Annotated in this window: 23 protein-coding genes and 1 tRNA gene; 10 read left to right on the top strand and 14 right to left on the bottom strand. The window is 54.9% G+C overall.

The annotated features are described in order from the left end of the window. Positions 1-99 precede the first annotated feature (99 nt). The gene (locus ACOSDR_RS03370) at positions 100-1155 is read left to right on the top strand and encodes an HNH endonuclease (protein WP_420730359.1); all 1056 of its coding nucleotides are present in this window, start codon (positions 100-102) and stop codon (positions 1153-1155) included. Positions 1156-1651: 496 nt separating this feature from the next. On the opposite strand, the gene ACOSDR_RS03365 is transcribed toward ACOSDR_RS03370, so the two are convergent. Continuing rightward, a tRNA-Glu gene (locus ACOSDR_RS03365) sits at positions 1652-1727 on the bottom strand. Between the two features lie 218 nt (positions 1728-1945). Here ACOSDR_RS03365 and ACOSDR_RS03360 point away from each other — a divergent pair. Next, complete coding sequence (locus ACOSDR_RS03360; protein ID WP_420724293.1) at positions 1946-3235, top strand: flagellar hook protein FlgE; 1290 nt, start codon at positions 1946-1948, stop codon at positions 3233-3235. 51 nt (positions 3236-3286) lie between these two features. Here ACOSDR_RS03360 and recJ read toward each other — a convergent pair whose 3' ends face one another. The 5 genes from recJ to ACOSDR_RS03335 all read right to left on the bottom strand — a co-directional run bounded on the left by recJ (position 3287) and on the right by ACOSDR_RS03335 (position 9863). After that, positions 3287-5089 (bottom strand): single-stranded-DNA-specific exonuclease RecJ, encoded by a 1803-nt coding sequence (gene recJ, locus ACOSDR_RS03355; RefSeq protein WP_420730358.1) that lies wholly within the window; start codon positions 5087-5089, stop codon positions 3287-3289. Positions 5090-5121: 32 nt separating this feature from the next. Beyond that, positions 5122-6084: a class II fructose-bisphosphatase gene (glpX, locus tag ACOSDR_RS03350; protein WP_420730482.1), complete on the bottom strand. Its 963-nt coding sequence runs from the start codon at positions 6082-6084 to the stop codon at positions 5122-5124. A 78-nt stretch (positions 6085-6162) separates the two neighbouring features. Further along, positions 6163-7452, bottom strand: coding sequence for a homoserine dehydrogenase (locus ACOSDR_RS03345; RefSeq protein WP_420724295.1), 1290 nt, complete (start codon positions 7450-7452; stop codon positions 6163-6165). A gap of 47 nt (positions 7453-7499) precedes the next feature. Continuing rightward, on the bottom strand, positions 7500-8708 hold the full coding sequence (locus ACOSDR_RS03340; RefSeq protein WP_420730357.1) for an LL-diaminopimelate aminotransferase: 1209 nt from the start codon (positions 8706-8708) through the stop codon (positions 7500-7502). Positions 8709-8801: 93 nt separating this feature from the next. Next, positions 8802-9863 carry an OmpA family protein gene (locus ACOSDR_RS03335; RefSeq protein ID WP_420730356.1) on the bottom strand — a complete coding sequence of 354 codons (1062 nt, stop codon included), beginning with the start codon at positions 9861-9863 and terminating at the stop codon, positions 8802-8804. Positions 9864-10135: 272 nt separating this feature from the next. Between ACOSDR_RS03335 and ACOSDR_RS03330 the strand changes: the two genes are divergently transcribed. Next, entirely contained in the window at positions 10136-11953 is a 1818-nt protein-coding gene (locus tag ACOSDR_RS03330; RefSeq protein ID WP_420730355.1) for a PHA/PHB synthase family protein, read from the top strand. Between the two features lie 47 nt (positions 11954-12000). On the opposite strand, the gene ACOSDR_RS03325 is transcribed toward ACOSDR_RS03330, so the two are convergent. From ACOSDR_RS03325 to ACOSDR_RS03315, 3 genes are all read right to left on the bottom strand, one after another. Next, positions 12001-12459, bottom strand: coding sequence for a MarR family winged helix-turn-helix transcriptional regulator (locus ACOSDR_RS03325; RefSeq protein WP_420724299.1), 459 nt, complete (start codon positions 12457-12459; stop codon positions 12001-12003). A 150-nt stretch (positions 12460-12609) separates the two neighbouring features. Next, on the bottom strand, positions 12610-13488 hold the full coding sequence (mmsB, locus tag ACOSDR_RS03320; protein ID WP_420730354.1) for a 3-hydroxyisobutyrate dehydrogenase: 879 nt from the start codon (positions 13486-13488) through the stop codon (positions 12610-12612). An 84-nt stretch (positions 13489-13572) separates the two neighbouring features. Beyond that, complete coding sequence (locus tag ACOSDR_RS03315) at positions 13573-14637, bottom strand: enoyl-CoA hydratase/isomerase family protein (protein ID WP_420730353.1); 1065 nt, start codon at positions 14635-14637, stop codon at positions 13573-13575. Between the two features lie 276 nt (positions 14638-14913). Here ACOSDR_RS03315 and ACOSDR_RS03310 point away from each other — a divergent pair, with 276 nt between their 5' ends. Beyond that, positions 14914-15576 carry a glutathione S-transferase family protein gene (locus ACOSDR_RS03310; protein ID WP_420724302.1) on the top strand — a complete coding sequence of 221 codons (663 nt, stop codon included), beginning with the start codon at positions 14914-14916 and terminating at the stop codon, positions 15574-15576. 14 nt (positions 15577-15590) lie between these two features. Beyond that, positions 15591-16562 (top strand): DMT family transporter, encoded by a 972-nt coding sequence (locus tag ACOSDR_RS03305; protein WP_420724303.1) that lies wholly within the window; start codon positions 15591-15593, stop codon positions 16560-16562. On the opposite strand, the gene ACOSDR_RS03300 is transcribed toward ACOSDR_RS03305, so the two are convergent. Next, on the bottom strand, positions 16549-17493 hold the full coding sequence (locus ACOSDR_RS03300) for a DMT family transporter (RefSeq protein WP_420730352.1): 945 nt from the start codon (positions 17491-17493) through the stop codon (positions 16549-16551). The two genes, ACOSDR_RS03305 and ACOSDR_RS03300, sit on opposite strands and share 14 nt — an antisense overlap. Before the next feature lie 95 nt (positions 17494-17588). Between ACOSDR_RS03300 and ACOSDR_RS03295 the strand changes: the two genes are divergently transcribed. Next, positions 17589-18479 carry a LysR family transcriptional regulator gene (locus ACOSDR_RS03295; RefSeq protein WP_420730351.1) on the top strand — a complete coding sequence of 297 codons (891 nt, stop codon included), beginning with the start codon at positions 17589-17591 and terminating at the stop codon, positions 18477-18479. 10 nt (positions 18480-18489) lie between these two features. On the opposite strand, the gene ACOSDR_RS03290 is transcribed toward ACOSDR_RS03295, so the two are convergent. From ACOSDR_RS03290 to ACOSDR_RS03280, 3 genes are all read right to left on the bottom strand, one after another. Beyond that, entirely contained in the window at positions 18490-18945 is a 456-nt protein-coding gene (locus ACOSDR_RS03290) for a GNAT family N-acetyltransferase (RefSeq protein ID WP_420724306.1), read from the bottom strand. A 9-nt stretch (positions 18946-18954) separates the two neighbouring features. After that, the gene (locus tag ACOSDR_RS03285; RefSeq protein WP_420730350.1) at positions 18955-20178 is read right to left on the bottom strand and encodes an NADP-dependent isocitrate dehydrogenase; all 1224 of its coding nucleotides are present in this window, start codon (positions 20176-20178) and stop codon (positions 18955-18957) included. A 325-nt stretch (positions 20179-20503) separates the two neighbouring features. Then, complete coding sequence (locus ACOSDR_RS03280; protein ID WP_420724308.1) at positions 20504-21247, bottom strand: AraC family transcriptional regulator; 744 nt, start codon at positions 21245-21247, stop codon at positions 20504-20506. 91 nt (positions 21248-21338) lie between these two features. Here ACOSDR_RS03280 and ACOSDR_RS03275 point away from each other — a divergent pair, with 91 nt between their 5' ends. Beyond that, positions 21339-21875 (top strand): peroxiredoxin-like family protein, encoded by a 537-nt coding sequence (locus ACOSDR_RS03275; RefSeq protein ID WP_420724309.1) that lies wholly within the window; start codon positions 21339-21341, stop codon positions 21873-21875. Positions 21876-21893: 18 nt separating this feature from the next. Next, positions 21894-22772 carry a glutathione-dependent disulfide-bond oxidoreductase gene (gene yghU, locus ACOSDR_RS03270; protein ID WP_420724310.1) on the top strand — a complete coding sequence of 293 codons (879 nt, stop codon included), beginning with the start codon at positions 21894-21896 and terminating at the stop codon, positions 22770-22772. A gap of 30 nt (positions 22773-22802) precedes the next feature. On the opposite strand, the gene ACOSDR_RS03265 is transcribed toward yghU, so the two are convergent. Beyond that, positions 22803-23396 (bottom strand): TIGR00730 family Rossman fold protein, encoded by a 594-nt coding sequence (locus tag ACOSDR_RS03265; RefSeq protein ID WP_420724311.1) that lies wholly within the window; start codon positions 23394-23396, stop codon positions 22803-22805. 205 nt (positions 23397-23601) lie between these two features. On the opposite strand from ACOSDR_RS03265, the gene ACOSDR_RS03260 reads away from it, so the two are divergent. Beyond that, complete coding sequence (locus ACOSDR_RS03260) at positions 23602-24762, top strand: LysM peptidoglycan-binding domain-containing protein (protein WP_420730349.1); 1161 nt, start codon at positions 23602-23604, stop codon at positions 24760-24762. A gap of 130 nt (positions 24763-24892) precedes the next feature. After that, positions 24893-25600: a phosphatidylserine decarboxylase gene (locus ACOSDR_RS03255; RefSeq protein ID WP_420724313.1), complete on the top strand. Its 708-nt coding sequence runs from the start codon at positions 24893-24895 to the stop codon at positions 25598-25600. Positions 25601-25623 lie beyond the last annotated feature (23 nt).

Here is a 25623-nt window from a genome sequence, read left to right as displayed (position 1 = left end):
GTTATGGCTGTTATTGCTATTATTTTCATAAAACTAGAAAAATAGTTAGGCGTATATAAAAATATCATATATTTTTACAGTATAGAAAGATAAAATTACATGAAAGATTTAGTCTATTGCCCGTACCTCGGCGAAAAAATCCCCAAAGAAAACTTAAGCATTGAACATATCATCCCAAAATCGTTGGGAGGGCACGACAAATTCACCATCCATGTCGATAGAGAGACAAACTCAAAGCTAGGATCATTCATAGATGGAGCTGTCGCAAATGACCCAATTCTCGGCATGAAAAGAGTACGCTCCGTAAGTTTTAAAGGGAGTGCAAAGACTTTTAATTGGAAGAACGGTAGGACAGAATCTGGTGCTCCATTTCAACTCGTGTTTGACCAATCTACGTTAAAATTTTTCGACCCAATAGCCGGACATGTCGTCAATAGCCTGCCAACTGGCACCGAACAGATAACAAGCAAATTTAAGATTGATCCTTACATAAGAATGCCGTTCAGCGCGAAAGTCGCCCTTGGAACCGGGCACTATCTTTTTGGAGAAGAATTTAGAAAAAATGCTCTCCACAACGAACTTAGGATAGCGCTCAAACCTATTCATGAAGTAGAACAGAGCGTTCTAAGAAAAAATAAAGTTCTATATACGGACTATTTATTTGATAAAAATAATGATAAGCACAAGCAATCACATAGAGTTCACGAGGCTGTAATTAAACATTTTGGAGGTGCGTCTGTATTAGTTGATATTGACCGGAAACATATGATTTTCACCATCGGTTTGTTCGGAGAATGGTTTTCTACGATCTCTGTACCTATCACAAAAGACCGGTTCCCATATGATGGCGAATACGGCTTAGGACATTTCGTTGTGATAAGTGGGGGTAGTTTTTCTCAAATAAGCTATCGAGAGGCTTTGCATAAAGTAGCTACCGAACAGTTTGGAATAAACCTTCCTTCACTTGATAAAATTCAAGACGGTTCGGTCAAACTACGTTCGAAATCGATTGTCTGTCAAAAATGTGGATACAAAGAGCAACTTACCGGCTGGAAGGTAAAAATCCTTCTGGATAAGCGGACAGAGTTTAAGGAATCCATTAGGTTGATACCATGCCCTCAATGCGGTGCAACTACCAGAGAACTCTCGGAATAAAGGCCACTACGTTAATATTCCCCCATACACACAGGGGATGGAACGCGACTCCTAAAGCCACATGGAATTATGGGCGACGCGAACCGCTTTCAGTTTCGTAGCGATGCCGACAAGCGTGGTGTTACAGGTCGTCCTAGGGGGGCGAATGGTCATCGTACTTTGCCGGTATAATTTTGTTATATCGAGAATGGGGCGCTACCGGTGACGTTTAACCGCCGAAGACGGTCAGCATCGCGTAGAGCTAGAGCAACGGCTGCCCAAGAATGGCGAGAACATTTTACTTCGTTGCATCGCAATCGACGCCAAAGACAAGACGCCGAAATAAGCGCGCACTCGGCATCCTTGCCAACATTGCCGGTAGGAATGCATCACCCTACGACATTTCCGCCGCCAACCGTCACAGGGCCAAAAAAGCCAAACCGGACCATAGGAAAAAGTCCTAAAAAAGTCCTAAGTCCTAAGTCCTAAACCAACGCTATCTAAGTCATTGAAAAATTGGCGACCCCTACGGGATTCGAACCCGTGTTGCCGCCGTGAAAGGGCGGTGTCCTAGGCCTCTAGACGAAGGGGTCGCGATCGAGGCGCGGCGGTGACGCCGCTTCGTATGCGCAGGGATTTACCGAGACCCGGGGGCTAGGTCAAGCGCCAGTTTTCATTCTATCGACTTTTCTGAAAAATCTGTGAAATCGCCCCCTAAACTTGGGGCAATGACTAAAACGGCATGGGGATTGCATACAAATCTGTGGGCCCGTCTGTTTGCGGTCCACTTATTAACGGTAAGAGGCTTGCCATGGTTGCTTATTCTATGTTCTCCCCAGCCGTGAGCGCGATGAACGCGCAATCGCTGGCCTTTCAGAACATCAGTGACAACATCGCAAACAGCACGACCACCGGCTATAAGGCCGGACAGGTCCGCTTTCAGGAGATGGTCGCCTCTAAATCCAAAGGCAGCACATTCAGCAATTTTCTGGGCACACAGGCCAATCAGCAGATTTTCCGGGACAAGGAAGGCGTCATTTATGGCACCCAGCGACGCCTGGATGCGGCGCTCTCCGGATCAGGGTTTTTTATCACCTCGCCCAGCCTGACGCCGTCCGATGATACGCTGGAACTGACCGATGCAGGCATATTCGGCGAATCCGTCGTTTCCAATGGTGGGGCCGAAGAGGTCTATCTGACCGACCTTAAGGGCAATTACCTTATGGGCTGGCCGTATGATGTGGCGACAGAGACATATTCCGTCGACACAAACTCTACCGCCGGGCTTCAGCCAATCCGTATCGATCCGGAAGGCAATGTTTATGAGGCCGTGGCAACCACGGAAGGCGGCCTGAAGGTCAACCTGCCCGGCACCGCTGCAACCGGAGAAACCTATAGTTTTGACCTGCCGGTTTATGATGGCACGGGCGACGATGACGGTTTCAGTGACGAACAGCAACTGATCGCGACTTTCGTCAAAAATGCTGCTGCAAATACCTGGGATATGACAATCAGCGGGACAGGCGGTACCGTCGCCACCCCGGCCGTTCAGCCTGTCGCCGTGACATTTGATGCCTCTGGCAATCTGACGACCGTAAACGGTGTCGCCAATACCCCCCTGGACATCTCTGTTTCCTGGGCCGATTCCGGCGCGACGAATACCATGACGCTGGATCTGTCCGGCACCACGCAATATGGCGGCAGCGTCACCCAGGAAAGCTTGTCGTCGAATGGCAGCGTTCAGGGTCAATTAAGCTCTGTCACATTTGGCAAGGATGGCAATGTCATTGGTAACTTCACCAATGGTCTTCAGCGTCCCATCGGGCGGATCGCGGTGGGCGATGTTGTCGAGCCAAACCGATTGGTGCGGACAGGCGATACTCATTTCAAACTGGGCGCGAATTCAGGCACGCTGCAACTGGTTGATCTGGCAAATACCAGCCGCGTCACCTTCTCTGCCAATTCATTGGAACAATCGACAACCGACCTGGCCCTGGAATTCAGCACCATGATCATGACGCAACGGGCCTATTCCTCCGCCGCGACAAGCTTGAAGACGGTGGATGAAATGGTGCGCACGGCAACCGAGCTTAAGAGCTAGTTTTTTAGCAAATACGTCGTCATAAACGAATCCGTTTGTTTGGGATTTGCTCTAGCGGGCCTCGGCCACATCATCGACCATGATCTGAACTCGGTCGACGCCCTGCCAGCTGTCTTTGCGCAGGCGCCCGACCAGATGCACGGCACGGTCGCCCCTTGCGCGCAGCAAGGCCTGCCCCATCGGGGTATCGGCACAGCGAAAGGCGATGCCTTTCAGGCGTCCACCCATCGCATCCCCGATCAACAGCTTCACATGATCCTCCCCCACGATATCGGCCTGATACAGGCGCGCATCGGGTATCACAAATCGCGGCTCTGCATTGCCCTGACCAAAGGGTTGCAGGCGTTCCAGCGCTTCGACCAGCGCCAGAGACGCCCCCCCGACACTGACCGTGCCATCCAGGCGCAGCACAGGCACCAGACCGCCCTGCCCGGCTTCCCTGTGCACCCTGTCCTGCAGGAAGGCTTGAAGGTCCGCCAGGCTGGTGGCAGCAACAGTGAAACCGGCAGCCATCTTATGCCCGCCACCATTGATCAAAAGCTCGCTTTGACGCGCGGCAATGATGGCCGATCCCAGATCAATGCCGGGCACAGAACGTCCAGACCCTTTCCCCATGCCGGTGTCATCCAGCGCAACGACACAGGCGGGGCGGTTATAGCGTTCCTTCAGACGGCCCGCGACGATGCCAATCACGCCTGGATGCCAGCCCTGGGCGGCGACCAGAATTAAGGGGGCATCGGTATCGCCAGACGCCTCAACCTGGGCAATGGCTTCATCCAGGCAGATTTTCTCAATTTCACGGCGTTCTTCGTTATAGGCATCCAGACGCTGGGCAATCACCTGGGCACGGGTCGCATCATGGGTCGACAGCAATTCTGTGCCCAGTGCCGCCTCCCCCACGCGCCCGCCCGCATTGACCCGGGGCCCCATCAAGAAACCGGCATGATAGGTGCCGGGTGCCTCATTCATCCGCGCGACATCCGCCAGGGCATTCAGGCCAATATTGCCGCGTAATCCCATGACCTTCAGGCCTTGCGATACCAGGGCGCGATTGACCCCGACCAGCGGCACGACATCGCAGACAGTGCCCAATGCGACCAGGTCCAGATAGGACATCAAATCCGGGGCCGGTCGGGATTTGAACCAGCCATCGTCTTTCAACAGGCGATTGACCGCGACGATCAGAAGGAAGGTGACCCCAACCGCCGCCATATGGCCATGGGGGCTGTCTTCATCCAATCGGTTTGGATTAACCACGGCCAGGGCGTCGGGCAGGCGGGGTTCAGCGACATGGTGATCAATGACGATGGTTTGCACGCCCTGTTGCGCCGCCGCCGCCAGCACGTCAAAGGCGGTGATGCCGCAATCAACGGTGATCACGACCGCAGCCCCCTTCTCCTTAAGGGAGATCAGGGCGGGCAAGTTCGGGCCATAGCCTTCTGCAATACGGTCTGGGATATGGCTGATAATTCTGCCGCCTGCCGCCTGAACAAAGCGGATCAGCAAGGCCGATGACGTTGCACCATCCACATCATAATCGCCAAAGACGGCAACCAGCTCCCCCGCTTTGATCGCGTCGGCAATCCGGCGGGCCGCCTTGTCCATATCCAGCAGATGCATCGGGTCTGGCAGGTCCCGCGACAGCTTTGGATCCAGAAAGGCCTCTGCCCCTTCCAGACCAATGCCACGGGCCGCCAGGGCGCGGGCGACAGGCTCTGGCAGATCAAACCGTTGTGCCAGGGCGGCGGTCAGCCGGGGTTCATCCGCCCGCGCCTCCCAGCGCTTGCCAGAGGCGGAAAGGGAAACACCCAGATAGCCAGACTGTTGATCTGTCGGCAGTGCATCGGCCTGCATCGGGTGTATTCATCCTTTTCTGCGAAACGCGGTTAAATTTTGATCCAGTCTTTGCGGGAAAAATCATGCACGGTTTCGATTTTGCGCACGGTCCCGGTGGAGGAGCGCATGACCAGAGACTGGGTGCGGGCACCGCCATCGGTCATCTTCACCCCATGCAAAAGATTCCCATCGGTAACGCCGGTCGCTGCAAAGATAACATCGCCTGCGGCCAGTTCCATCATATCATATTTACGGTTCAGGTCCTTGATCCCGATCCGATCGGCGCGGCCCTTTTCCTCATCATTGCGGAACATCAGGCGACCCTGGAATTGCCCCCCGATACAGCGCAGGGCGGCACAGGCCAGAACTCCTTCCGGCGCGCCGCCAGAGCCCATATAGACATCGATGCCGCTGCTGGCCTGGCTGGTTGCCATCACGCCATAAACATCGCCATCGCCAATCAGATTGATACCGGCCCCAGCCTCCCGCACGGCCTTGATCAAATCGGCATGGCGGGATCGGTCCAGAATGCAGACCATCAGGTCGGAAACTTTACAATTCTTTGCTTCGGCAACGCGGCGCAGATTTTCCGCCGGGGTGTCATCCAGATCGACAATCCCTTGTGGCAGACCGCCACCAACGGCAATCTTATCCATGTAAACATCTGGCGCATGCAACAATTTGCCATCTTCTGCAAAGGCAAGGACCGCCAGGGCATTGGGCTCCCCCTTTGCCGTAATCGACGTGCCTTCCAGCGGATCCAGCGCGATATCGACGCGCGGACCCTTGCCGGTTCCGACCTCTTCACCGATGAACAGCATCGGGGCCTCGTCACGCTCTCCCTCACCAATCACGACACGACCGCGAATGTCCAGCCGGTTCAGCGCGGTCCGCATTGCGTCCACTGCTGCCTGATCGGCTGCCATATTGTCGCCGCGTCCGCACCATTTCCAAGAGGCAATTGCCGCCGCTTCTGTCACGCGGGCTGCATCCAGCACCAAATTCCGATCCATATTCACCATTTATCGCTTCCTCTTATCACATGTATTGTTCGGGCCGCTTGGCGACACCGAATGTTTATCAGGCCCCGGTTATCGTTCGATCCGGATCACATGCGGCGGTTCTATCACCGCCGACAGTTCTTCGATCCGGCCCAGCGCCCGCTTCATTGCCGCTTCCGTCGTCTCATGCAGCGTCAAGACGACATCCACAGGTTCATTCGGATCACGGCCCCGTTGTATAATCGATTCCATCGAAACATGCTCGTCCCTCAGCGCGGCTGTCACGCCCGCGATCACACCTGGCTTGTCGATCACACGCAGGCGCACGTAATAGGCCCCTTCCCGCCGTTCAATTGGATGGCTGGCAGAGGGCAATAAATGCGAGACAGGAACACCAAAAATCGGTCCGAAACGCCCTGCGGCAATGTCCATGATATCACTGACAACCGCAGATGCCGTTGGCCCCGCCCCTGCGCCGCGTCCTTCCAGAACCGTCGTGCCCACCGGATCGGCCTGTGTCACCACGGCGTTGAACACGCCTTCAACACGGGCAATCGGCGAATTTGCTGGCACCAGAACCGGATGGACACGCTGCATCACACCCTCACTGTCAGCGGAAGCCATTCCCAACAGTTTGACGCGAAAGCCCAGTTCTTCTGCGAAATCAATATCAACGGCGGCGATGCGGCTGATGCCTTCAATATAGACACCGTCAAAATCAACCGCCCGTCCGAACGCCAATGTCGCCAGAATGGCAAGCTTATGGGCGGCATCGATCCCCTCAACATCAAAGGTCGGATCAGATTCGGCATAACCCAGCTCCTGAGCCTCCTGCAGCACCTCTTCATAAGCACGACCCGTATCGCGCATCGTCGACAGGATGTAATTACAGGTGCCGTTCAGAATGCCCTGAACACTTTCGATCTGATTGCCAGCAAGGCCTTCCCGCATGGCCTTGATAATAGGGATACCCCCGGCAACCGCCGCTTCAAAGCTCAGCGCAGCCCCTTGCTCTTCTGCCAGTTTTGCCAGTTCCGTGCCGTGGATTGCAATCAGGGCCTTGTTTGCGGTCACCACATGACGCCCGGCCTTTAGGGCTGCCTCGCAGACCGCCTTCGCGGTCCCTTCGCTGCCACCGATCAGTTCAACGACCACATCGCAATCGGCCTGCGACGCCATTGTCACAGCATCGTCAAACCAGGCGATCGAGCCGATATCACAGGCGCGCGTGCGATCACGATCCCGCGCCGAAACAGCAGTCACCAGAATGGGGCGACCGCTGCGGTGCGCCACTAATTCCGCCTGTCGTGCCAACAAGGACACAACACCGGCACCAACGGTACCAAGCCCTGCCACCGCAACTTTCAATACCTCGGCCATAGCCGTTTACTACCCCCTATGCGAAGACCAATTCGGCGCCTGCACGGTCATGCATCCGCCCCGCCGAGAAAACTGCGGATGTTGCGCAGCGATTGGCGTATGCGCTGGGTATTCTCCACGAGCCCAAAACGCAAGTACCCCTCGCCATATTCTCCAAATCCAACGCCCGGCGCGACGGCCACTTCCGCCTTTTCCAATAACAGTTTTGAAAACTCCAATGATCCCATATTCGAAAACCGGGGTGGTAAGGGTGCCCAGACAAACATGGTGGCTTCCGGCGATGGAACGACCCACCCAGCGCGGGCCAGCCCCTCAACCAACACATCGCGGCGTTCCTTATACAGGGCGCGAACCTCGGCGACACAATCCTGTGGCCCGTTCAGCGCCGCGGTTGCTGCGACCTGGATGGGGGTGAACGCCCCGTAATCAACATAGGACTTAATCCGCGCCAGGGCCGCGATCAGCCGCTTATTGCCCGCCGCAAAGCCGATACGCCAACCCGGCATGGAATATGTCTTGCTCAGGGACGAAAACTCCACGGCGATGTCTCTGGCATTCGGAACCTCCAAAATCGACGGTGGCGGCACATCGCCAAAATAAATTTCAGAATAGGCTATGTCGGACAGGACGAAGATTTCGTGATGACGACAGAAATCAACGACCTCCGCATAGAAATCCAAATCAACGCATTGCGCGGTTGGATTCTGAGGGAAGTTCAAAACCACCGCCAGGGGTTTGGGGATGGAATGCGCCACAGCGCGGGCCAGCGATTCCATGAAGCTGCGGCGAAAGACGTCCAGCGGCTGATCCATCTCGCCCCCCGCTGGCATACTGCGCACAGCCCCGCCGGCCATTATGAAGCCAAAGCTGTGGATGGGATAACAGGGGTTTGGAACCAGCACAACATCGCCCGGGCTGGTAATCGCCTGAGCCAGATTCGCCAACCCCTCTTTAGAGCCCAGCGTCACGATCACTTCGCTTTCAGGGTCCAGCGACACGTTAAAGCGTCGCTCGTAATACCCGCTCAATGCCTTGCGCAAACCGGGTATGCCGCGGCTGGTGGAATAGCGATGCGTGCGGGGGTCTTTCACCGCCTCAATCATCTTGTCGACAATGTGTTGGGGGGTCGCGGAATCCGGATTGCCCATACCGAAATCGACCACATCAACACCCGCCTGACGCAGCTTGGCCTTTGCCGCATTGACTTCTGCAAAGACATAGGGGGGAAGGCGTTTTATTCTGTGAAAATCGGACATTACAACCGCATCCTCATGCTACGACTGAACACCAGTCTCTCTGTCTAGGTCCCTACAATGAGGCCAAGACGGTCATACTGAAATTCTCTGCTTTTAATATTGCAGGAAGATTTCGGCGCGGCGATTTCCAGCCTCTCCCGCCTCGGTTTCCTCTGAATATTTCAATTCCGTGGAGCCCCTGGCATCAACGACGATATCATCCAGGGGAATGCCCGCATCGACCAATGCCTGGCCAACAGAGGCGGCGCGGTCCAGCGATACCTTATAGTTCACAAGCGCTTGTTGAGATTGCGAACCCTGCGCGCCGGACTGGCTGGAATGGCCCACAACAACGACCCGCTTGCCGCCATCACGCTGATAAATCTGCGCGACCTGCCTCAGAATTCCGCGGTCCCGTTCGGTCAGAGCCTCCCCACCAGACGGAAAGTAAATTGTTGCGATCATCTGTGTTGCCGTGGGGGCAGCGGCCACGCTGGCTGTCTGCTGGGCGATTGGCGCAGCAGAAGGCGGCGGAGCAGAAGGCTGCACCGGAGCCGTCCCGGCAGAAGATGATGTCAAAGGCTGGGGGGTTGGTGCAGGCTTTGGCGCAGGGCTGGCCGTTGCGCTGGGGGCTGGCGCCGGGGTTTGCGCCGGGGTTGGTGCTGGGGTTGGTGCTGGGGTTGGGGCAGTCGCCAAAGGTGCTGGCGCTGGCGCCGGTTTAGGGGCCGGTGCTGGCGCTGAACTTTCCGGCGGTGGTGTGATAGAAGACGCCGTTGGTGGCTCTTCAGGAACCGCGCTTGGCAATGGGGCGGCTGACATGCGCACCGGAGGTGCTTCGCGGCGAATAACTTCGTCCGTATAAAGTGCGTTTTCACGATCTGCGGCCAAAACATCCGACAGCTTCATGTATTCCCGCTTTATCGAAGGTTCTTCCGGCGCTTCGGGCACCGCCCCTAACTGCGGATAGGGCCCGTTGGCTCCTGGAACCGGCTTGGGTTCGGTGTTTTCAGCCGCCTTATCCGCGTCACTGCCTTCAAACCATTTGACGGGGTTGACGGCATCCACAACGTCCTTGCTGGATTCACAGGCCGTCAACAGGACCGGCACGGCTGCCACCAATAGAATATGCATCGATCGCCGCATCACCGTGTCACCCATCGCTCTTAGAACCAACATCAGACCTGTCACCCTTTTAAAATCCCGCCCTTTTCCCAAGCGGCGCATCATAGAAGCCATAGGCGCCAGCGGCAACCGAGCGATTACAAACCAATACCCCTAAATTCGACGTATCAGGATTCACTGGCCTTGGGTTTTACGTTGCAGTTCAGTATAACCAGCATAGCCTTTTATCGGAGAGTCGACGCACGCCGTCCAGCCTTTCGCATTCGGGCGCTATTGGACGATGTGCCGACCCTGAAACGAGTGGTCATAGTGGGAGATCGTGTAGCATGAGCCAGCAAACGCCAGAACCCGACGATCCACAAAACTGGGGTGATCCGGTAGAGTGGTCGCACAATATGGTCGCCATTGCGGAACGCAGCCAGCGACTGGTTCAGGATTTTCTGCAACGCCAGGCAAAAGATACAGAAAGCCCCTTTGGTCACGGCGACCCAATGCATATCGGTCACACCTTCCTGGAAATGACCCAGGCAATGATGCGGAATCCATCGGCTGTCTTGCAGGCGAATTTGAATCTGTGGACGGACTATATGAACCTGTGGACCGCAACGACGCGGAAAATGCTGGGGCAGGAATCCGAAGAAACGATTACACCTGAGAATGACGACCGCCGTTTTAAAGACGCCACCTGGACCGAAAACACCCTGTTTGACTATATCAAGCAATCCTATCTGCTGACCGCCCGCTATATGCAGTCAACGGTGCACGATGTGGAAGGCCTGGACGAGAAGGCGATGAAAAAGATCGACTTCTATACCCGCCAATTCGCCGATGCCATGGCCCCGACCAATTTTGTCCTGACAAATCCGGAAGTTCTGCGTGAAACCCTGGATACCAAAGGGGAAAACCTGGTTCGTGGCCTGGAAAACATGCTGGACGATGTTGAGCGCGGCAAGGGCAAGCTGAAAATTTCCATGACCGACGCCGACGCGTTTGAGGTAGGGGGTAATCTGGCCGTTTCTCCGGGGGAAGTCGTCTATCAGAATGACCTGATACAGTTAATTCAGTATGCCCCGACGACGGAAACCGTCCATAAAGTGCCCTTGTTGATCGTCCCCCCCTGGATCAACAAGTTCTATATCCTAGACCTGCGGGAAAAGAACAGCTTCATCAAATGGGCTGTCTCTCAGGGATTGACGGTCTTTGTCGTCTCCTGGGTTAACCCGGATGCATCCCTGGCCCAGAAGAACTTTACCGACTATATGCTGGAAGGCCCGGTCACCGCGATTGACAAGATTACGGAACTGACTGGCGAGCCTGCGGTGAATATGATCGGCTATTGCCTGGGGGGCACGCTGACCGCCGCGACCCTGGCCTATCTAAAGGCGAAAGGGCAGGAAAAGAAGGTCAAATCTGTCACCTATTTCACCACCATGATCGATTTTGCGGAAGCCGGAGAACTGGAAGTCTTCATCGACGAGGAGCAATTGGCGTCCCTGGAAGCGAAGATGAATGAGCGCGGTTATCTGGAAGGGTCGGAAATGGCGACCACGTTCAACATGCTGCGCGCCAATGACCTGATCTGGTCGTTTGTGGTGAACAACTATCTGATGGGCAAGGATCCCTTCCCGTTCGACCTGTTATACTGGAACAGCGATTCAACCCGCATGCCCGCGGCAATGCATTCCTTCTATCTGCGCAAGATGTATCTGGAAAACAAACTGATCGAACCGGGTGGCATTGAATTGGATGGTGTGCCGATAGATCTGTCGACCATCAAAACGCCGACCTTTGTTCTGTCAACGCGTGAAGATCATATTGCGCCGTGGAAATCGACCTACGCCGCCGTGAATACCTATTCCGGACCCGTGAAGTTCTGTCTGGCCGGATCAGGGCATATTGCAGGCGTGATCAATCCGCCCAATCCCGACAAGCAGAAATATGGCTATTGGCTGTATAACCGCAAGGTGAAGGATCCAGAGGCCTGGCTGGAAAAAGCCACGCATCATGAAGGCTCATGGTGGCCGGAATGGAAAAACTGGCTGGATAAATTCGACGGTGCCCAGATCGACGCCCGCCCGCCCGGCTGTGGCAAAAAGACAATAGAGCCAGCGCCAGGGTCTTACGTGAAGGCCAAGATCGGCTAATTTGCCTGGCGCTGCTTATCCAGTGGCATCCATGGGCAACATTTGCGTCAGCGAACCGGGCCGTATCCGTAGGTGTGCAGCAGGAAACGTTCTATACGGTTCAGCACGGTTGCGGTGAATTGCAACTGTTCTGCGTTGATACCGCTTTCACTGAGCTTCACCTGTTGTTCATCAATAACGTCATTGACCTTGTTGCGAACATTCAGGCCTTTTTCAGACAACCGCACCCGGATCGACCGGCGGTCATGGGTTGAGCGCTCTTGTATAAGATAGCCATTCTCAACCATTTTCCGCACATTATAGGATACGTTGGAGCCAAGGTAATAGCCACGGTGCGTCAACTCACCCACGGTCAGTTCATCCTCTCCAATATTATAGAGAATCAACGCCTGAATGTTGTTGATGTCGCGAATGCCAAGCCGATCAATTTCACCTTTGACCACTTCGAGAAATTGTCGATGCAGCCGTTCGATTAATCGGATGACGCTAAGATACTCCTCCTTCACCGGCACATCTCTTTTATCGTTTTACCATTGCCTTGGCGTATTCGACCAACCGAACCACCAACGACAATTGTGTTACACCCATTTGCTCCCATCGCATAGCGGCAACCTTAATCGACGGGCTAAAGCTTTGTCTAGCCTCGATTTATGGGCCTAGCTGTCGCGCACCATTTTTATGATAGCAGAGAAATCCATACCCTCATTTCCCGAATCGGTAAATCGCTCATACATTTCCAATGCGCGCGCACCCAATTCAGTCTGTGCCTGAAAGCTTTTCGACGCCCCCTGGCTCAACCGCAGGTCCTTAACCATCATGGCCGCCGCAAAGCCAGGCTTATAGTCCCGGTTGGCAGGAGAGGTCAGTACCGGCCCTGGAACCGGGCAATAGGTTGTCAGCGACCAGCACTGGCCAGAAGCCTTGGATGAAACATCGTACAGCTTCTGATGATCGAGACCCAATTTCTCTGCTAAAACAAATGCTTCAGCAACAGAAATCATCTGAATACCCAGCATCATATTGTTACAGATCTTCGCAGCCTGACCGTTTCCGGCACCACCGCAATGCACGATGGTTTTGCCCATCTTTTCCAGCACGGGTTTGGCGCTGGCAAAATCCGCATCGCTGCCCCCCACCATGAAGGTCAAAGTGCCGGCCTCTGCCCCACCAACACCGCCAGAAACTGGCGCATCGACCATGGGATAGCCCTTATCGGCCGCCATCTTCGCCACGATGCGGCTGGTTTCCACATCAATGGTCGAACAATCGATCAACAAAGCGCCCGCCGGCGCGGACCCCAGAATAGTGCCTTCATAGACATTCAGAACATGCGGCCCGGCAGGCAGCATGGTGATGACTACATCGACCCCGCTTACCGCCGTACGGGCGCTTCCAGCGCCTGTCGCCCCGGCATTGACCAGGGATGCGACATGATCTTCCGATAAATCAAAAACAGTCACATCATGGCCCGCCGCAATAAGATTGCGAGCCATGGGTCCCCCCATATTCCCAATACCGATAAATCCAATTTTCATGGCACTTCTCCCTAACAAGTGGCGCGCCCTATCCTAGCGCGTCCATTTCTTCATTTTACTGTTCCGAAACGCCGACGCAAACACTCAGAATTGCAAGTCCCCTTCCAGCGGCCGCTGAAAGAATGCCTCAACATCTGCGTCTTGGACCGCCTCCACTGTATCTGGCGCCCAATGCGGCGATTTATCCTTATCAATCAACAGCGCGCGGACTCCTTCATGAAAATCGGACCCCGCTCGCAGGGCATGGCGAACCATCCTGTATTCCATCTGCATATTCGCATCAAAATCCTGCTGTGCGCCCCGTCGCAGTTGGACCAGTGTGACCTTCAACAAGGTTGGCGACTTTGTCGACAGATGTTTCAGAATGGTTTGCGCGATATCGCCCCCATCCGCCCGCAAGCGGGCCAAAATATCTTCCATCGATCCATCAGAAAATATCTCGTCAATCTGACCCCGCAAGGCATCCAGGGCGGATGCTTCCGCCTTTGCGACATGCTGGGCGGCACAGGCACGAACAATGTCCCCCGGCGATCCGGCGGACCAGTCCACCGCTTCTAGCGCTGAAAAAAACGATTCTCGCGCCGATGCTGGCATGTAGTGATCGGCCAATCCGATAGACAGCATATCAGCCGCCCCCAGACGCGCGCCGGTTAAACCCAGATATAGCCCAACCTGGCCGGGACAGCGTGACAGGAAATGACTGCCGCCCACATCCGGAAACAGGCCGATCCCGGTTTCCGGCATGGCGAAAACAGTTCGTTCCGTGACGATACGACAATTGCCATGCACCGACAGGCCAACGCCACCGCCCATGGTGATTCCATCCAGAAAGGCGATATAGGGCTTTGAATACAGGTGAATGGCCCGGTTCAATCGATACTCCGCCTGAAAAAACTCCCGGCTTAAAGGATCCTGTGCCTGACCGGCCTTACTGACCGCAATAACATCGCCGCCGGCACAAAAGGCCCGGTCCCCTGCCCCTTCAATAACCACGGCCTTGATACCTGGGTCAGCCTCCCATTTGGTCAATGCGGATTGTATGCAGGTCACCATATCAAACGTGATCGAGTTCAGGGCCTTTGGCCTGTTCAACACGATGAACCCGACGCTGCCGCGTTGCGACAGCAAAACATCTTCAAAATCTTCCATCGAAAACCCTACACCAGACCATCGAGAATGAGCTTGTGCGCAGGATACGGGAAGGCAATCGTTAGTCAACAAACTCAGCAACAACAGACCGGTCAGGAACCAGTCCGCGCTTAAGTCTGTCCAGCACCACAGTTATTCACAAATGGACACAACGCAGGGTCGCCAGACGTGACCATGCAGGATAAGGTTCGCCCAATACGCTTTCGGACTGTCTTACGTCAGCGGATATAAAACGAATGATACCGCTGTGTTCCTTTCACTATTCGGGCCCTTACTATGTCACTGACCTTGTATTACGCACCTGACAATGCCTCTCTGGCCCCGCATATTGCGCTGCGCAGAATTGGCGTCCCGTTTGATTTGGTGATGATTGATAAATCCAGAAGTGACCAGAACAGCGATTGGTACAAGGCGTTAAACCCCCATCAACGCGTTCCAACGCTGGTACATCGAAACCCTGCAACCGGGGACACTGTTGTGCGGGAAGCCGCTGCTATCTGCCTGTATCTGGATGACCAGTTTCCCGCAGCCGGATTGATGCCCCCCACCAAAAGCCGGGATCGAGGCGTTGCGCTGGATTGGCTGATATACCTGACCAACACGGTGCAGGCCGACCTGATGGTCTGGAACTACAATTTTCGATACGCACAAACAGACGCGCAAAAAGCGACCTTGCGCGAACTGACCGGCGCCCGACTTGTCGAGATGTTCAAGACCGCAGATCAGCATTTGGCAACGTCGGGCCCCTGGATCAGCGGTATCGCGCCCAGTTGCGCCGACTATTTTCTATTGATGTTGGCGGGTTGGGGGGAACAGTTTGGTATCTCACCCCTGCCCTCCACCAATGTCAGTATCCGACGCCATGCGCTGGCCTGTCAGGCCCTGCCGGAGGTTCAGGCCGCTTTCGAGGCGGAGCAGATCTCCGTGTTTTTCCAATAGAGGCTTGATGGTTCGTGGCATTTAAACTCAAAGGTCCCAACACACTGGGCATAGTATGTGTCCTGCTGGCGGTGATGTTCTTTTCCGCCTCCGACATGCTGATCAAATGGTTGGGCGGCACCTATCCGTTGCATGAAATCATCTTTGTGCGGGCCTTCGTCGCATTGTGCATTATCGCAGGTCTTTTCGTGCCGTTGGAAGGCGGCTATCGCAATCTGCTTACCAAGCGCATGCCGCTGCATATTCTGCGCGGCTGCAGTGTCATTATCGCCAATATGGCGTTTTTTACCGGTGTTGCATCCTTGCCCATTGCCGATGCAACGGCGATCTTCTTTGTCGCCCCCCTGTTCATCACGGCCTTATCCGTCCCCTTTTTGGGTGAAAAAGTGGGGTTTCGTCGCTGGGCAGCGGTCAGTGTCGGTTTGATGGGCGTCATCATCATCATCCGACCGGGCACCGATGCCTTCAAATGGGCCGCGCTTGCGCCAATTCTGGCCGCTTTGGCCTATGCGACGATGCAGATCACGGCACGACGATTGGGGGTCACCGAAAAGGCTTCGGTCATGGCCTTCTATATTCAGCTAACCTTCTTATGCTTTTGCACGCTGGCCGGGCTTACCGTTGGGGATGGCCGCCTCGCAGAAGGGTTGGAAGACCCAAGTTTACTGGCCCTTTTACGGGCCTGGCGCATGCCCAGCACCGATGATCTGTTGGTGATGCTTGGTGTTGGCGCATTATCAGCCTGTGGCGCCTATCTGATTTCACAGGGTTACAGATCCGTCGAAGCCACCATCGCCGCCCCCTTCGAATACATCGCCATGCCCATGGCCGTGATGTGGGGGGTGGTCGTATTCGGCGAGCTTCCAGACAAAGTCGCCATCGGTGGCATTTTGTTGATCGTCGCCAGTGGCCTGTACTCGTTCTGGCGCGAAAACATCCGAGGAACCCCAGTTTCTGCAAAGGCACAAATCATCAAGGGGCGATAACAGGGGCCCGATCCAACGGCCGTGTGAAGAGAACGATTATGCCCGCGCACGCAATGAACACCATTCCAACCAATGTGGTCGCGTCTGGAATTTCTCCAAAGAAAACGTATCCCCAGAAACCAGCAAAGATCAAAAAGGCATAGTCGAAGGTTGCTATCACTTGCGGATGGGGTGACTGATATGCTTTTGCCAGACCGATGCTGATCCCGACCATCAACACGGCTAAAATCCCAATCACCTGCCAGTTTTGCGCCGTCATAAAGCTCCATGCGCCCAATAGGAATGGATAATTCACCGACCAGAATACGTCGCCAATGAAGCTCATTAGCAAGCTGACCACGGATCCAACGGTGAACAGCGTCATATTGAGCCACAGTGCAAGTATGGGTGCCGAGACGTGACTGCACTTTGCCCGCGTTAGAATGGCCGCAATGGCATACATGAAGGCCGCGAAAACCGGAACTAAGGCCAACAGTGAAAAATCACTGGTCGTGGGTTTTACAATAATCAACACACCGGCAAAACCGATCAGAATAGCGATCCAATGCCTGCTGGTGATACGCTCCTTCATAACAAATGCAGACAATCCCGTAATAAAGAGTGGGGCCGTATAAAGTGCTGCGGCAATCACTGACAGGTCCAGGACAGGAAGCACACCATAGATACTGAGATACATCAGGGCGAGTGCGATGCTGCGCAAAAACACCCAGCCAAACCCGGCTACATAAACCTTTCTTTTGGTGATCGAAAAGAGGATTGGGACGACGATCACAGATCGTAGAACATATATCTGCCAAAGCGTCATGTCGGAGCTGGATTTTTTAACGAACGCATCCGCCAGCGCCATTGCGAAAACCGTCGCGAGAATTGTCGCGATACCAATGGCAAGCGGTATAACAGTCTGTTTAGAAACAGAAATAGAATGGGGCATGGCCGATCTCCTAAAGGCTTGCCCACTGTCTATCAGCATTAGATAATAGCGAATAGTAAGCTCAAAATTACTTTAATGTTTGGTGAAATCGAACAATGAACCGATCTGATCTTCACGCCCTGCAAACGTTTTTAGCCATTGCGGATCAAGGGTCCCTAAGGGCGGCTGCGCGTGTTCTTGGTGTCAATCCACCGGCCATATCGCATCAATTAAAGAACTTTGAAGATCGCCTTGGAACGCCGCTATTTGTTAGAACGACACGGTCTGTCACACTCACCGATGCTGGGCAGACTTTGTATGATGGTAGTCGCTATCTGTTGGGAGCGATTCAAGATACTGTTGATAACACCAGAAATGCCGCGCAGGCTAAGACAGGCCAGCTTCGTATAACGCTGCCATTCCGCGCCTGGCAGGTGATCGTGGCGCCAAAACTCGCCGGTTTCCAAGATACCTATCCAGGTATTGAACTGGACTTAACAATCGAAGAATCGCTAACAGATATCATTCAAGGCGGATTTCATGCAGGAATTCGTCTGGGCGACCATTTGCAAGAGAACATGATTGCGACACGACTCTCCGCAACTGAGGAGGCCGCTTATATCGCGTCACCCCGCTACCTCGAAAAACACGGAACACCAAACAGACCCCAGGACCTGCTGACCCATCATTGCATACGGCATCGATGGCAGAGTTCTGGACGCATTGCGACTTGGCAGTTTACGGGCACGAAAGAAAACTACACGGTATCCCCACAGGGTGGACTTATTTTCAATGATTTAAGGTCTGTTGTCGATGCTGCATCTCGTGGGTTTGGTATTGGCTGGTCCCTTAAACGAGGCGTCCAGGAAGACCTTGATACAGGCCGACTGGTCCAAGTCTTAGCGGATTATACGCCGATGCGCCCCGGCTTCTTCCTATATTTTTCCAAGCCACTCAGGTCGCTTCGTTTACTCCGCGTTTTCATCGAACATTTTCGGGCGACCTAAAAGCCCGCCTCTATAGCATCAATTTCATGCCATGGTGGCTGGCGACGAAGCCCACCTGTTCGTAAAAGCGCTTGGCGTCCTGACGAGCGGTGTTGGTGGTCAACTGTACCAACCCACAATTCGCCGCCTTCGCCTGATCAATCGCCCACAGCATCATTTCCTGGCCGATCCCCTGGCCGCGCAAATCACTGCGAACGCGCACGGCTTCTATCTGCAGCCGTTTTTTGGCTTGCTGGCTGATGCTGGGAATAAGGGTCAATTGAAACGTGCCGACGGCCTCCCCATCGCGCTCCACCAACAGGACACGGTTGTTGGGGTCTGCATCGATTTCAGCGAGGGCTTTCAGATATAGCGGATCAGCCGGATCACGGTTTTCCCGGATCCGGCCTAAATCATCATCCGCAAGCAAGGCAATGACCGTGGTCAGGTCGGCGGGGCCGATATCGCGATAGGTCAGTCCCGCCATGATGCGCCCTTACCAGGTATCCATTTCCTTTTTCAGGTTGCCATCAATGGCATCCAGGAATTGGGTTGTGGTCAGCCATTTCTGGTTCTCACCGATCAACAGCGCCAGATCCTTGGTCATGTGGCCGCTTTCGACGGTTTCAACGCAAACGCGCTCAACCGTTTCAGCGAATTTAATGACATCGGGCGTATCGTCGAATGTGCCACGGGCCTTAAGACCGCGCGTCCAGGCAAAGATCGACGCGATCGGGTTGGTGGAGGTTTCCTTGCCTGCCTGGTGTTGGCGATAATGCCGCGTCACCGTGCCATGGGCCGCTTCCGCCTCAACCGTTTTGCCATCTGGTGTCATCAGGACAGAGGTCATCAGACCCAAGGAGCCAAAGCCCTGGGCCACAGAATCCGACTGAACATCGCCGTCATAGTTCTTCGCGGCCCAGACAAAATCGCCAGAGCTCTTCATCGCAAAGGCAACCATGTCATCAATCAGACGATGCTCGTACCAGATGCCAGCCTCTTTGAAGATCGATTCGAATTCCTGTTCATAGACTTCCTGGAAGAGGTCCTTGAAGCGGCCATCATAGGCTTTCAGAATGGTATTCTTGGTCGACAGATAGACCGGGAATCTTCGATCCAGACCATAGGTCATGCAGGCCCGAGCGAAACCGCGGATCGATTCATCCAGGTTGTACATGCCCATGGCGATGCCAGAGCCTTCAAATTTGAAGACCTGGTGGCGAATGGTCTCCCCATCCGGGTCTTCCGGGGTGAAGGTGATCGATAGCAGGCCAGCACCTGGGATCAGGAAGTCGGTTGCCTTATACTGATCCCCGAAGGCATGACGCGCGACAATAATGGGTTTGGACCAGCTGGTTACCAAACGCGGCACATTCTGACAGACGATCGGCTCGCGAAAGACGGTGCCATCCAGAATGTTACGGATCGTACCATTGGGAGAGCGCCACATCTTCTTGAGTTTGAATTCCTCCACCCGCTGTTCATCGGGGGTGATTGTCGCGCATTTCACGCCAACGCCATACTGTTTGATCGCATTCGCGGAATCGATGGTGATCTGATCATCCGTCTCGTCGCGCTTTTCAATGCTAAGATCATAGTATTTCAGATCGATATCAAGATAGGGCAGGATCAGTTTGGACTTAATAAAGTGCCAGATGATCCGGGTCATTTCATCGCCATCAAGTTCTACAACCGGTTTAGCGACCTTAATCTTTGACATGCGTGGGGCTCCCCTCAACGTCAGTGATAGGAGGGACCGCAGACCAAGCCGCATCGCGCGCCCGGCATCGGCCCCAATGACTTTCGGCGCGGACCATACAAGACCGCCCCGGAACCCGCAATCATCCCGCACATGATTGTGGATATGTCATATAATTTTGCCCACGCATCATGCGCCCGCATGAGCGCGATAAAAAACCATCATGCGCCCGCATGAGCACAACAAAACCATCATGCGCCCGCATGAGCGCGATAAAAAACCATCATGCGCCCGCATGAGCGCAACAAAAACCATCATGCGCCCGCATGCACGGCTGGAAAGACCCCTACCGGACGAATTGGCCACGCAGGGCGATTGGGTTCTGTCCGAAGCGATGCCTGAACGCACGGGTGAAGCCTTCCGATGATTTATAGCCATAGCGCCGTGCGATGGTATCGACCCGATCGCCTTTGGCGACATCCTGCTGCGCCAGGGTCAGGCGCCAACTGCGCAGATAAGCACTGGGAGGCTGGCCGACTGTCAGAGCGAAAATCTCGGTAAAACGACTGAGCGATAGACCGGCGATTTCCGCCAGTTCCTGATTGCGCCAATCGCGCCCTGGCCTGTCATGCATCGCGACCAGCGCGCGGCTCAACCGGGGATCTGACAGACCGGCCAGTAAGCCAGACCGATCTGACCCCCGCTCAATCTGCATCCGCATCAAGCGTATGATCAGCACTTCACACAGGCGACTGATCACCGGATCTCCGCCACAGCGTTTCCCCGTTAGCTCACTTTGGATCAGGGCGGCAAGGCTGGCACTTTCCAAATCCTGCTTCAGGTCCAGCGTGACACAATCCGGTAAAGCCGCGATCAAGGGGTTCGACAGGCCGCTCCACTCTATCGCGGCACAGAACAAAAGGGCCGCCTCGTCAATATCACACCAGTCTTTGTCCAGACGATAGTGGACCATTCTGGGCAGACCATCCGGACCGGCCAGCAATACCAGTGTCGCCTGCGCCAAGGGTGCCGGGCGGACATCCAGACTGAACCGTTTCAAAAAGGTCGCAAGGCGATCGTAAGGGCACATTTCGGGTAAACCATCGATTATTTCGGATTTTTCTGACTTTTATATTGTTATACTCATCCCCATATCAACGCAAATACAGATTGGAACGACGATGCTGCTGCCCCGACAAAAGACCCCGTCCCTGACCCTTGAGACCCTGAAAGATGGTGAATTCGATCTGGCCAGCGATGGGGGTGAACGCGGTACTGTGATTTGCTTTTATCGCGGGCTGCATTGTCCGATCTGCGCCAACTATCTGGCAGAGTTTGAAAAGCGCGTTCCTGATTTCGCGGAACGTGGCGTGAAAACCATCGCGATCAGTTCCGATACCAGGGAGCGCAGCCAGGCAATGGCTGATAAGATCGGCGCCCAGGCCCTGCGCTTCGCCTATGACCTGCCCTTGGCAAAGGCACGAGAATGGGGGCTTTACATCTCTACCTCTCGCGGCACCACCTCAATAGGGATTGAAGAGCCTGCATTGTTCTCTGAACCAGGCCTGTTTATGGTGACCCCAGAGCAAACCCTGTATTACGGATCCGTGCAGACCATGCCCTTCGTGCGGCCACATTTTTCCGAACTGGTTGGCGCCCTGGATTTTGCCATCAAGAACAACTATCCGGCGCGCGGAGAATATAACGGCGCCGTCTAACCAACCCGAAAGGTGATCATGACTGATACTTCGACCTATACACCCCCGAAAGTCTGGAAATGGGAAAAAGAAAATGGTGGTGCCTTTGCCAGCACCAACCGACCCATTGCCGGGCCGACCCATGATAAGGACCTGCCGGTTGGGGAACACCCCTTCCAATTGTATTCCCTGGCGACGCCCAACGGGCAAAAAGTCACGATCATGCTGGAAGAACTGCTGGCCCAAGGCTATAGCGGCGCGGAATATGACGCATGGCTGATCAAGATTGGCGATGGCGATCAATTCGGCAGTGGCTTTGTCGACGTTAATCCCAATTCCAAGATTCCAGCCCTGATGGATCACAGCACGAATCCACCGGTTCGGGTCTTTGAATCCGGTGCGATTCTGCTGTATCTGGCGGAAAAGTTTGACGCGTTTCTGCCGTCTGATCCTGCCGCCCGTACCGAATGTCTGAACTGGTTGTTCTGGCAAATGGGCAGCGCCCCGTATCTGGGGGGCGGCTTTGGACATTTCTATCACTATGCCCCCATCAAGATTGAATATGCCATTGATCGGTTCGCCATGGAGACGAAACGTCAATTAGACGTCCTGGACCGTCATCTGGCGGAAAACGAATACATGGCCGGTAAAGACTATACGATTGCTGATATCGCGATCTGGCCCTGGTATGGAAATCTGGTGGCTGGAAAGCAATATGGTGACGCCGCCACCTTCCTGGAAGCCGACAGCTACACACATGTCGGTCGCTGGCAAAAGGCAATTGCCGCGCGTACCGCAGTTCAGCGTGGGCGTATGGTCAACCGGATGTCCGGAGATCCATCAGAGCAACTGCACGAACGTCACAATGCCAGTGATTTTGACACCAAGACCCAGGATAAACTGAACGCGGCAGAATAACCCCGCCGCATTTTTCGAACTGAAGCCGGCTCAGGCGCGATCCAGACGGTCTTGACCCGTCCGCGCCTGAGCCGCGCCTTCCATCAGGGTCGGCAAGACATCGTCGACATGATCAACGACGCGAAACAGCCGCAAATATTGTTCGCGCACAAATCCTTCGCGAACCTGATGTTCGACCAAATGCACAAAATGGTCCCAATAGCCCTCGCTGTTTAACAGAACGATGGGTTTGGTGTGCAGGTTCAACTGCTTCCAGGTCAGAATTTCAAAAGTCTCGTCCAGGGTTCCCAATCCACCGGGCAATACCACGAAACCATCGGAAATTTCCGCCATGCGAGCCTTGCGATCATGCATGGTTTCCGTGCGAATCAGCTCTGTCACATTCATCTTACCGACTTCGGCCTGATCCAGAAAATGCGGAATAATCCCCGTCACACGCCCGCCTGCATCCAGAACGGCCTGGGACACGACCCCCATCAGGCCAACCGCGCCGCCGCCATAGACCAGCCGGATATCCGACTGCGCCAACAAGGTTCCCAAATGTCTGGCCGCTTCTGTAAAGGCCGGTCTTCCGCCGAAACTGGAACCGCAATAAACACAAACCGATCCGATTGAAGAATGCACTGGTTCAATATCCTTTTGCCGCACGGGGCGTCTGATTGATAACGCTGGCAGTGTACCGCCCCTGACCAGACGGGTAAAAGCCGAATTTTCCGTGATCCTGTCAGGGACAGCGTTGGAATTGCACGAAACGGCGTGGCGCATTATGCTGCGGCACGAAACAGGCACTCACGATAGATGTGAGTGTGGAATGAAAGTGGGGGCTAGCGTGAACCGAACAGTATTGATCGGCGTGATCGGGGGCGTGTTGGTTTTGCTCGCCCTGCTTCTGACATGGCTCAGCACGGACAGCACACCGCCGCCCATAGACGCTACCCCGACGGAGCAATCTGAGGGGACGGATACTGGCACGGCGGCGTCAGACAGCAATGCGGCCAGCACTGAGGCACCCCCCAAGGCGGACTCTAGCGCTGCTGACGCGTCGGCTGCCAGTGAAACTGTGACGGACACTCAGCAAACATCCACTGAGACTCCCAACGCAGCGCAACCCGCTGAACCCGCTGCGGTTAGCCCGCCCAGCTTCGACGTTGTTCGCATTGATCCCAATGGGGATACGGTCATTGCTGGTCGTGCTCAGCCTGGGTCCAAAGTCACCATTATCGACAATGAAAAGGATCTGGGGGTAGTTGATGCGGACAGTCGCGGGGAATGGGTCTTCTTACCCGGCAGCCCGTTGGACCCTGGCCCACATGAACTAACCCTGCGATCGAAAATGCCAGAAAATGAGCCTGTTACCGGTGACGGCAAGGTGGTTCTGGTGGTTCCTGCACCGGGCAAAGATATCGCCGGGCGCGACACAGACAGCGAAACACCGCAAGCGCCCGTCGTCGTGCTGGTCCCCGACAAGAACAAGCCGGGCGCGGAATTGCTGCAGGCCCCGCCAAGAAGCAGCGGCCTGTCAGAACCGGGCGGCGTGCAGAATGCAGATGGCACGTTAAGTGTTGAAACCATCGACTATGACTCGGCCGGGAACATTTCTGTTGCGGGCAAAGGCCCCTTGGAATCGGTCATTTTAGGCTATCTGGACAATCGGTTGATTGGCAGCGGCCATGTCAATGAAAGCGGCAAATGGCGCATCAATCCAAGCCAGGAAATCAGCCCTGGCATTTACACGATGCGGTTTGACGCGGTGCGCGGCAATTCAGTGATTGCCCGCTTGGAAATTCCATTCAGCCGCGCGGCTCCGCTGACGGATCTGCAAGGCGATGCGTTCATCATCGTGCAACCCGGCAATAGCCTGTGGCGGATCGCCCGACGGGCCCTGGGCAGCGGTTATAACTATACGGTGATCTATGAGGCCAACAGTGACCAGATCATCGACCCGGATCTGATTTATCCAGGACAGGTTTTCGAGGTTCCAAAGAACTGAGGCAAGGTCACCGGGAGCATTCAACCGCCTGGAATTCAATTTGATTTTCCAGGCAGAGCGCCCATTTTAAGGCTGGTGAACCTTTTGTTCCTGACAACACCGTCGCAGCAATCGACTGGCAAGGATTGAAATGATGAAGAGTGCATTGGAAACAGTTATGGTGCCCATTCACCGTGAAGGGTATCCGTTCATCCTGCTCTTTGCCGTATTCGGATTAGGGATCGGCATGCTGTGGGCCCCGCTATGGGGTGTGGGCATCGTCCTGACGGCCTGGTGTGTCTATTTCTTTCGCGACCCGAACCGCGTTACCCCAACGCGGCAAGGCCTGGTCATTAGCCCGGCCGATGGTGTTGTGCAAAGCGTCGGCAAGGCGGTTCCCCCTGCTGAACTGGACATGCCCGACAAGGCCGTCTGGCGCGTCTGTGTCTTCATGAATGTATTTGATGTCCATGTGAACCGGTCGCCGGTCGATGGGACAATCACCAAAATGGACTATCGCCCTGGCAAATTTCTCAATGCCTCCCTGGATAAGGCCAGCGTTGATAATGAACGTCAGTCCTATCGTATTGAAACACCGACGAACAAGGAACTGGCGGTTATTCAGATCGCAGGGCTGGTCGCGCGGCGCATCCTGGCCGATGTCGAAACCGGGGATGATGTTCAGGCCGGGCAGCGCATCGGCATGATCCGCTTCGGCAGTCGCGTCGACGTCTATCTGCCGCCCAATGTGGTCCCAATGGTCTGTGAAGGCCAACGCGCCGTCGCTGGAGAAACCGTGCTGGCGGATATGGGCGGGGTAAAGGGGAAGGAAGGCGTTCGGGAAGGCGCCATCCGATGATATCGTCATTTCATTCCAAGGCC

The sequence above is a fragment of the Hwanghaeella sp. 1Z406 genome, assembly GCF_048892425.1.
Lineage (GTDB): Bacteria > Pseudomonadota > Alphaproteobacteria > UBA8366 > Aestuariispiraceae > Pacificispira.
Note: the sequence above shows the minus strand (reverse complement) of the source record. Positions and strands in the feature narration are given on the sequence as shown.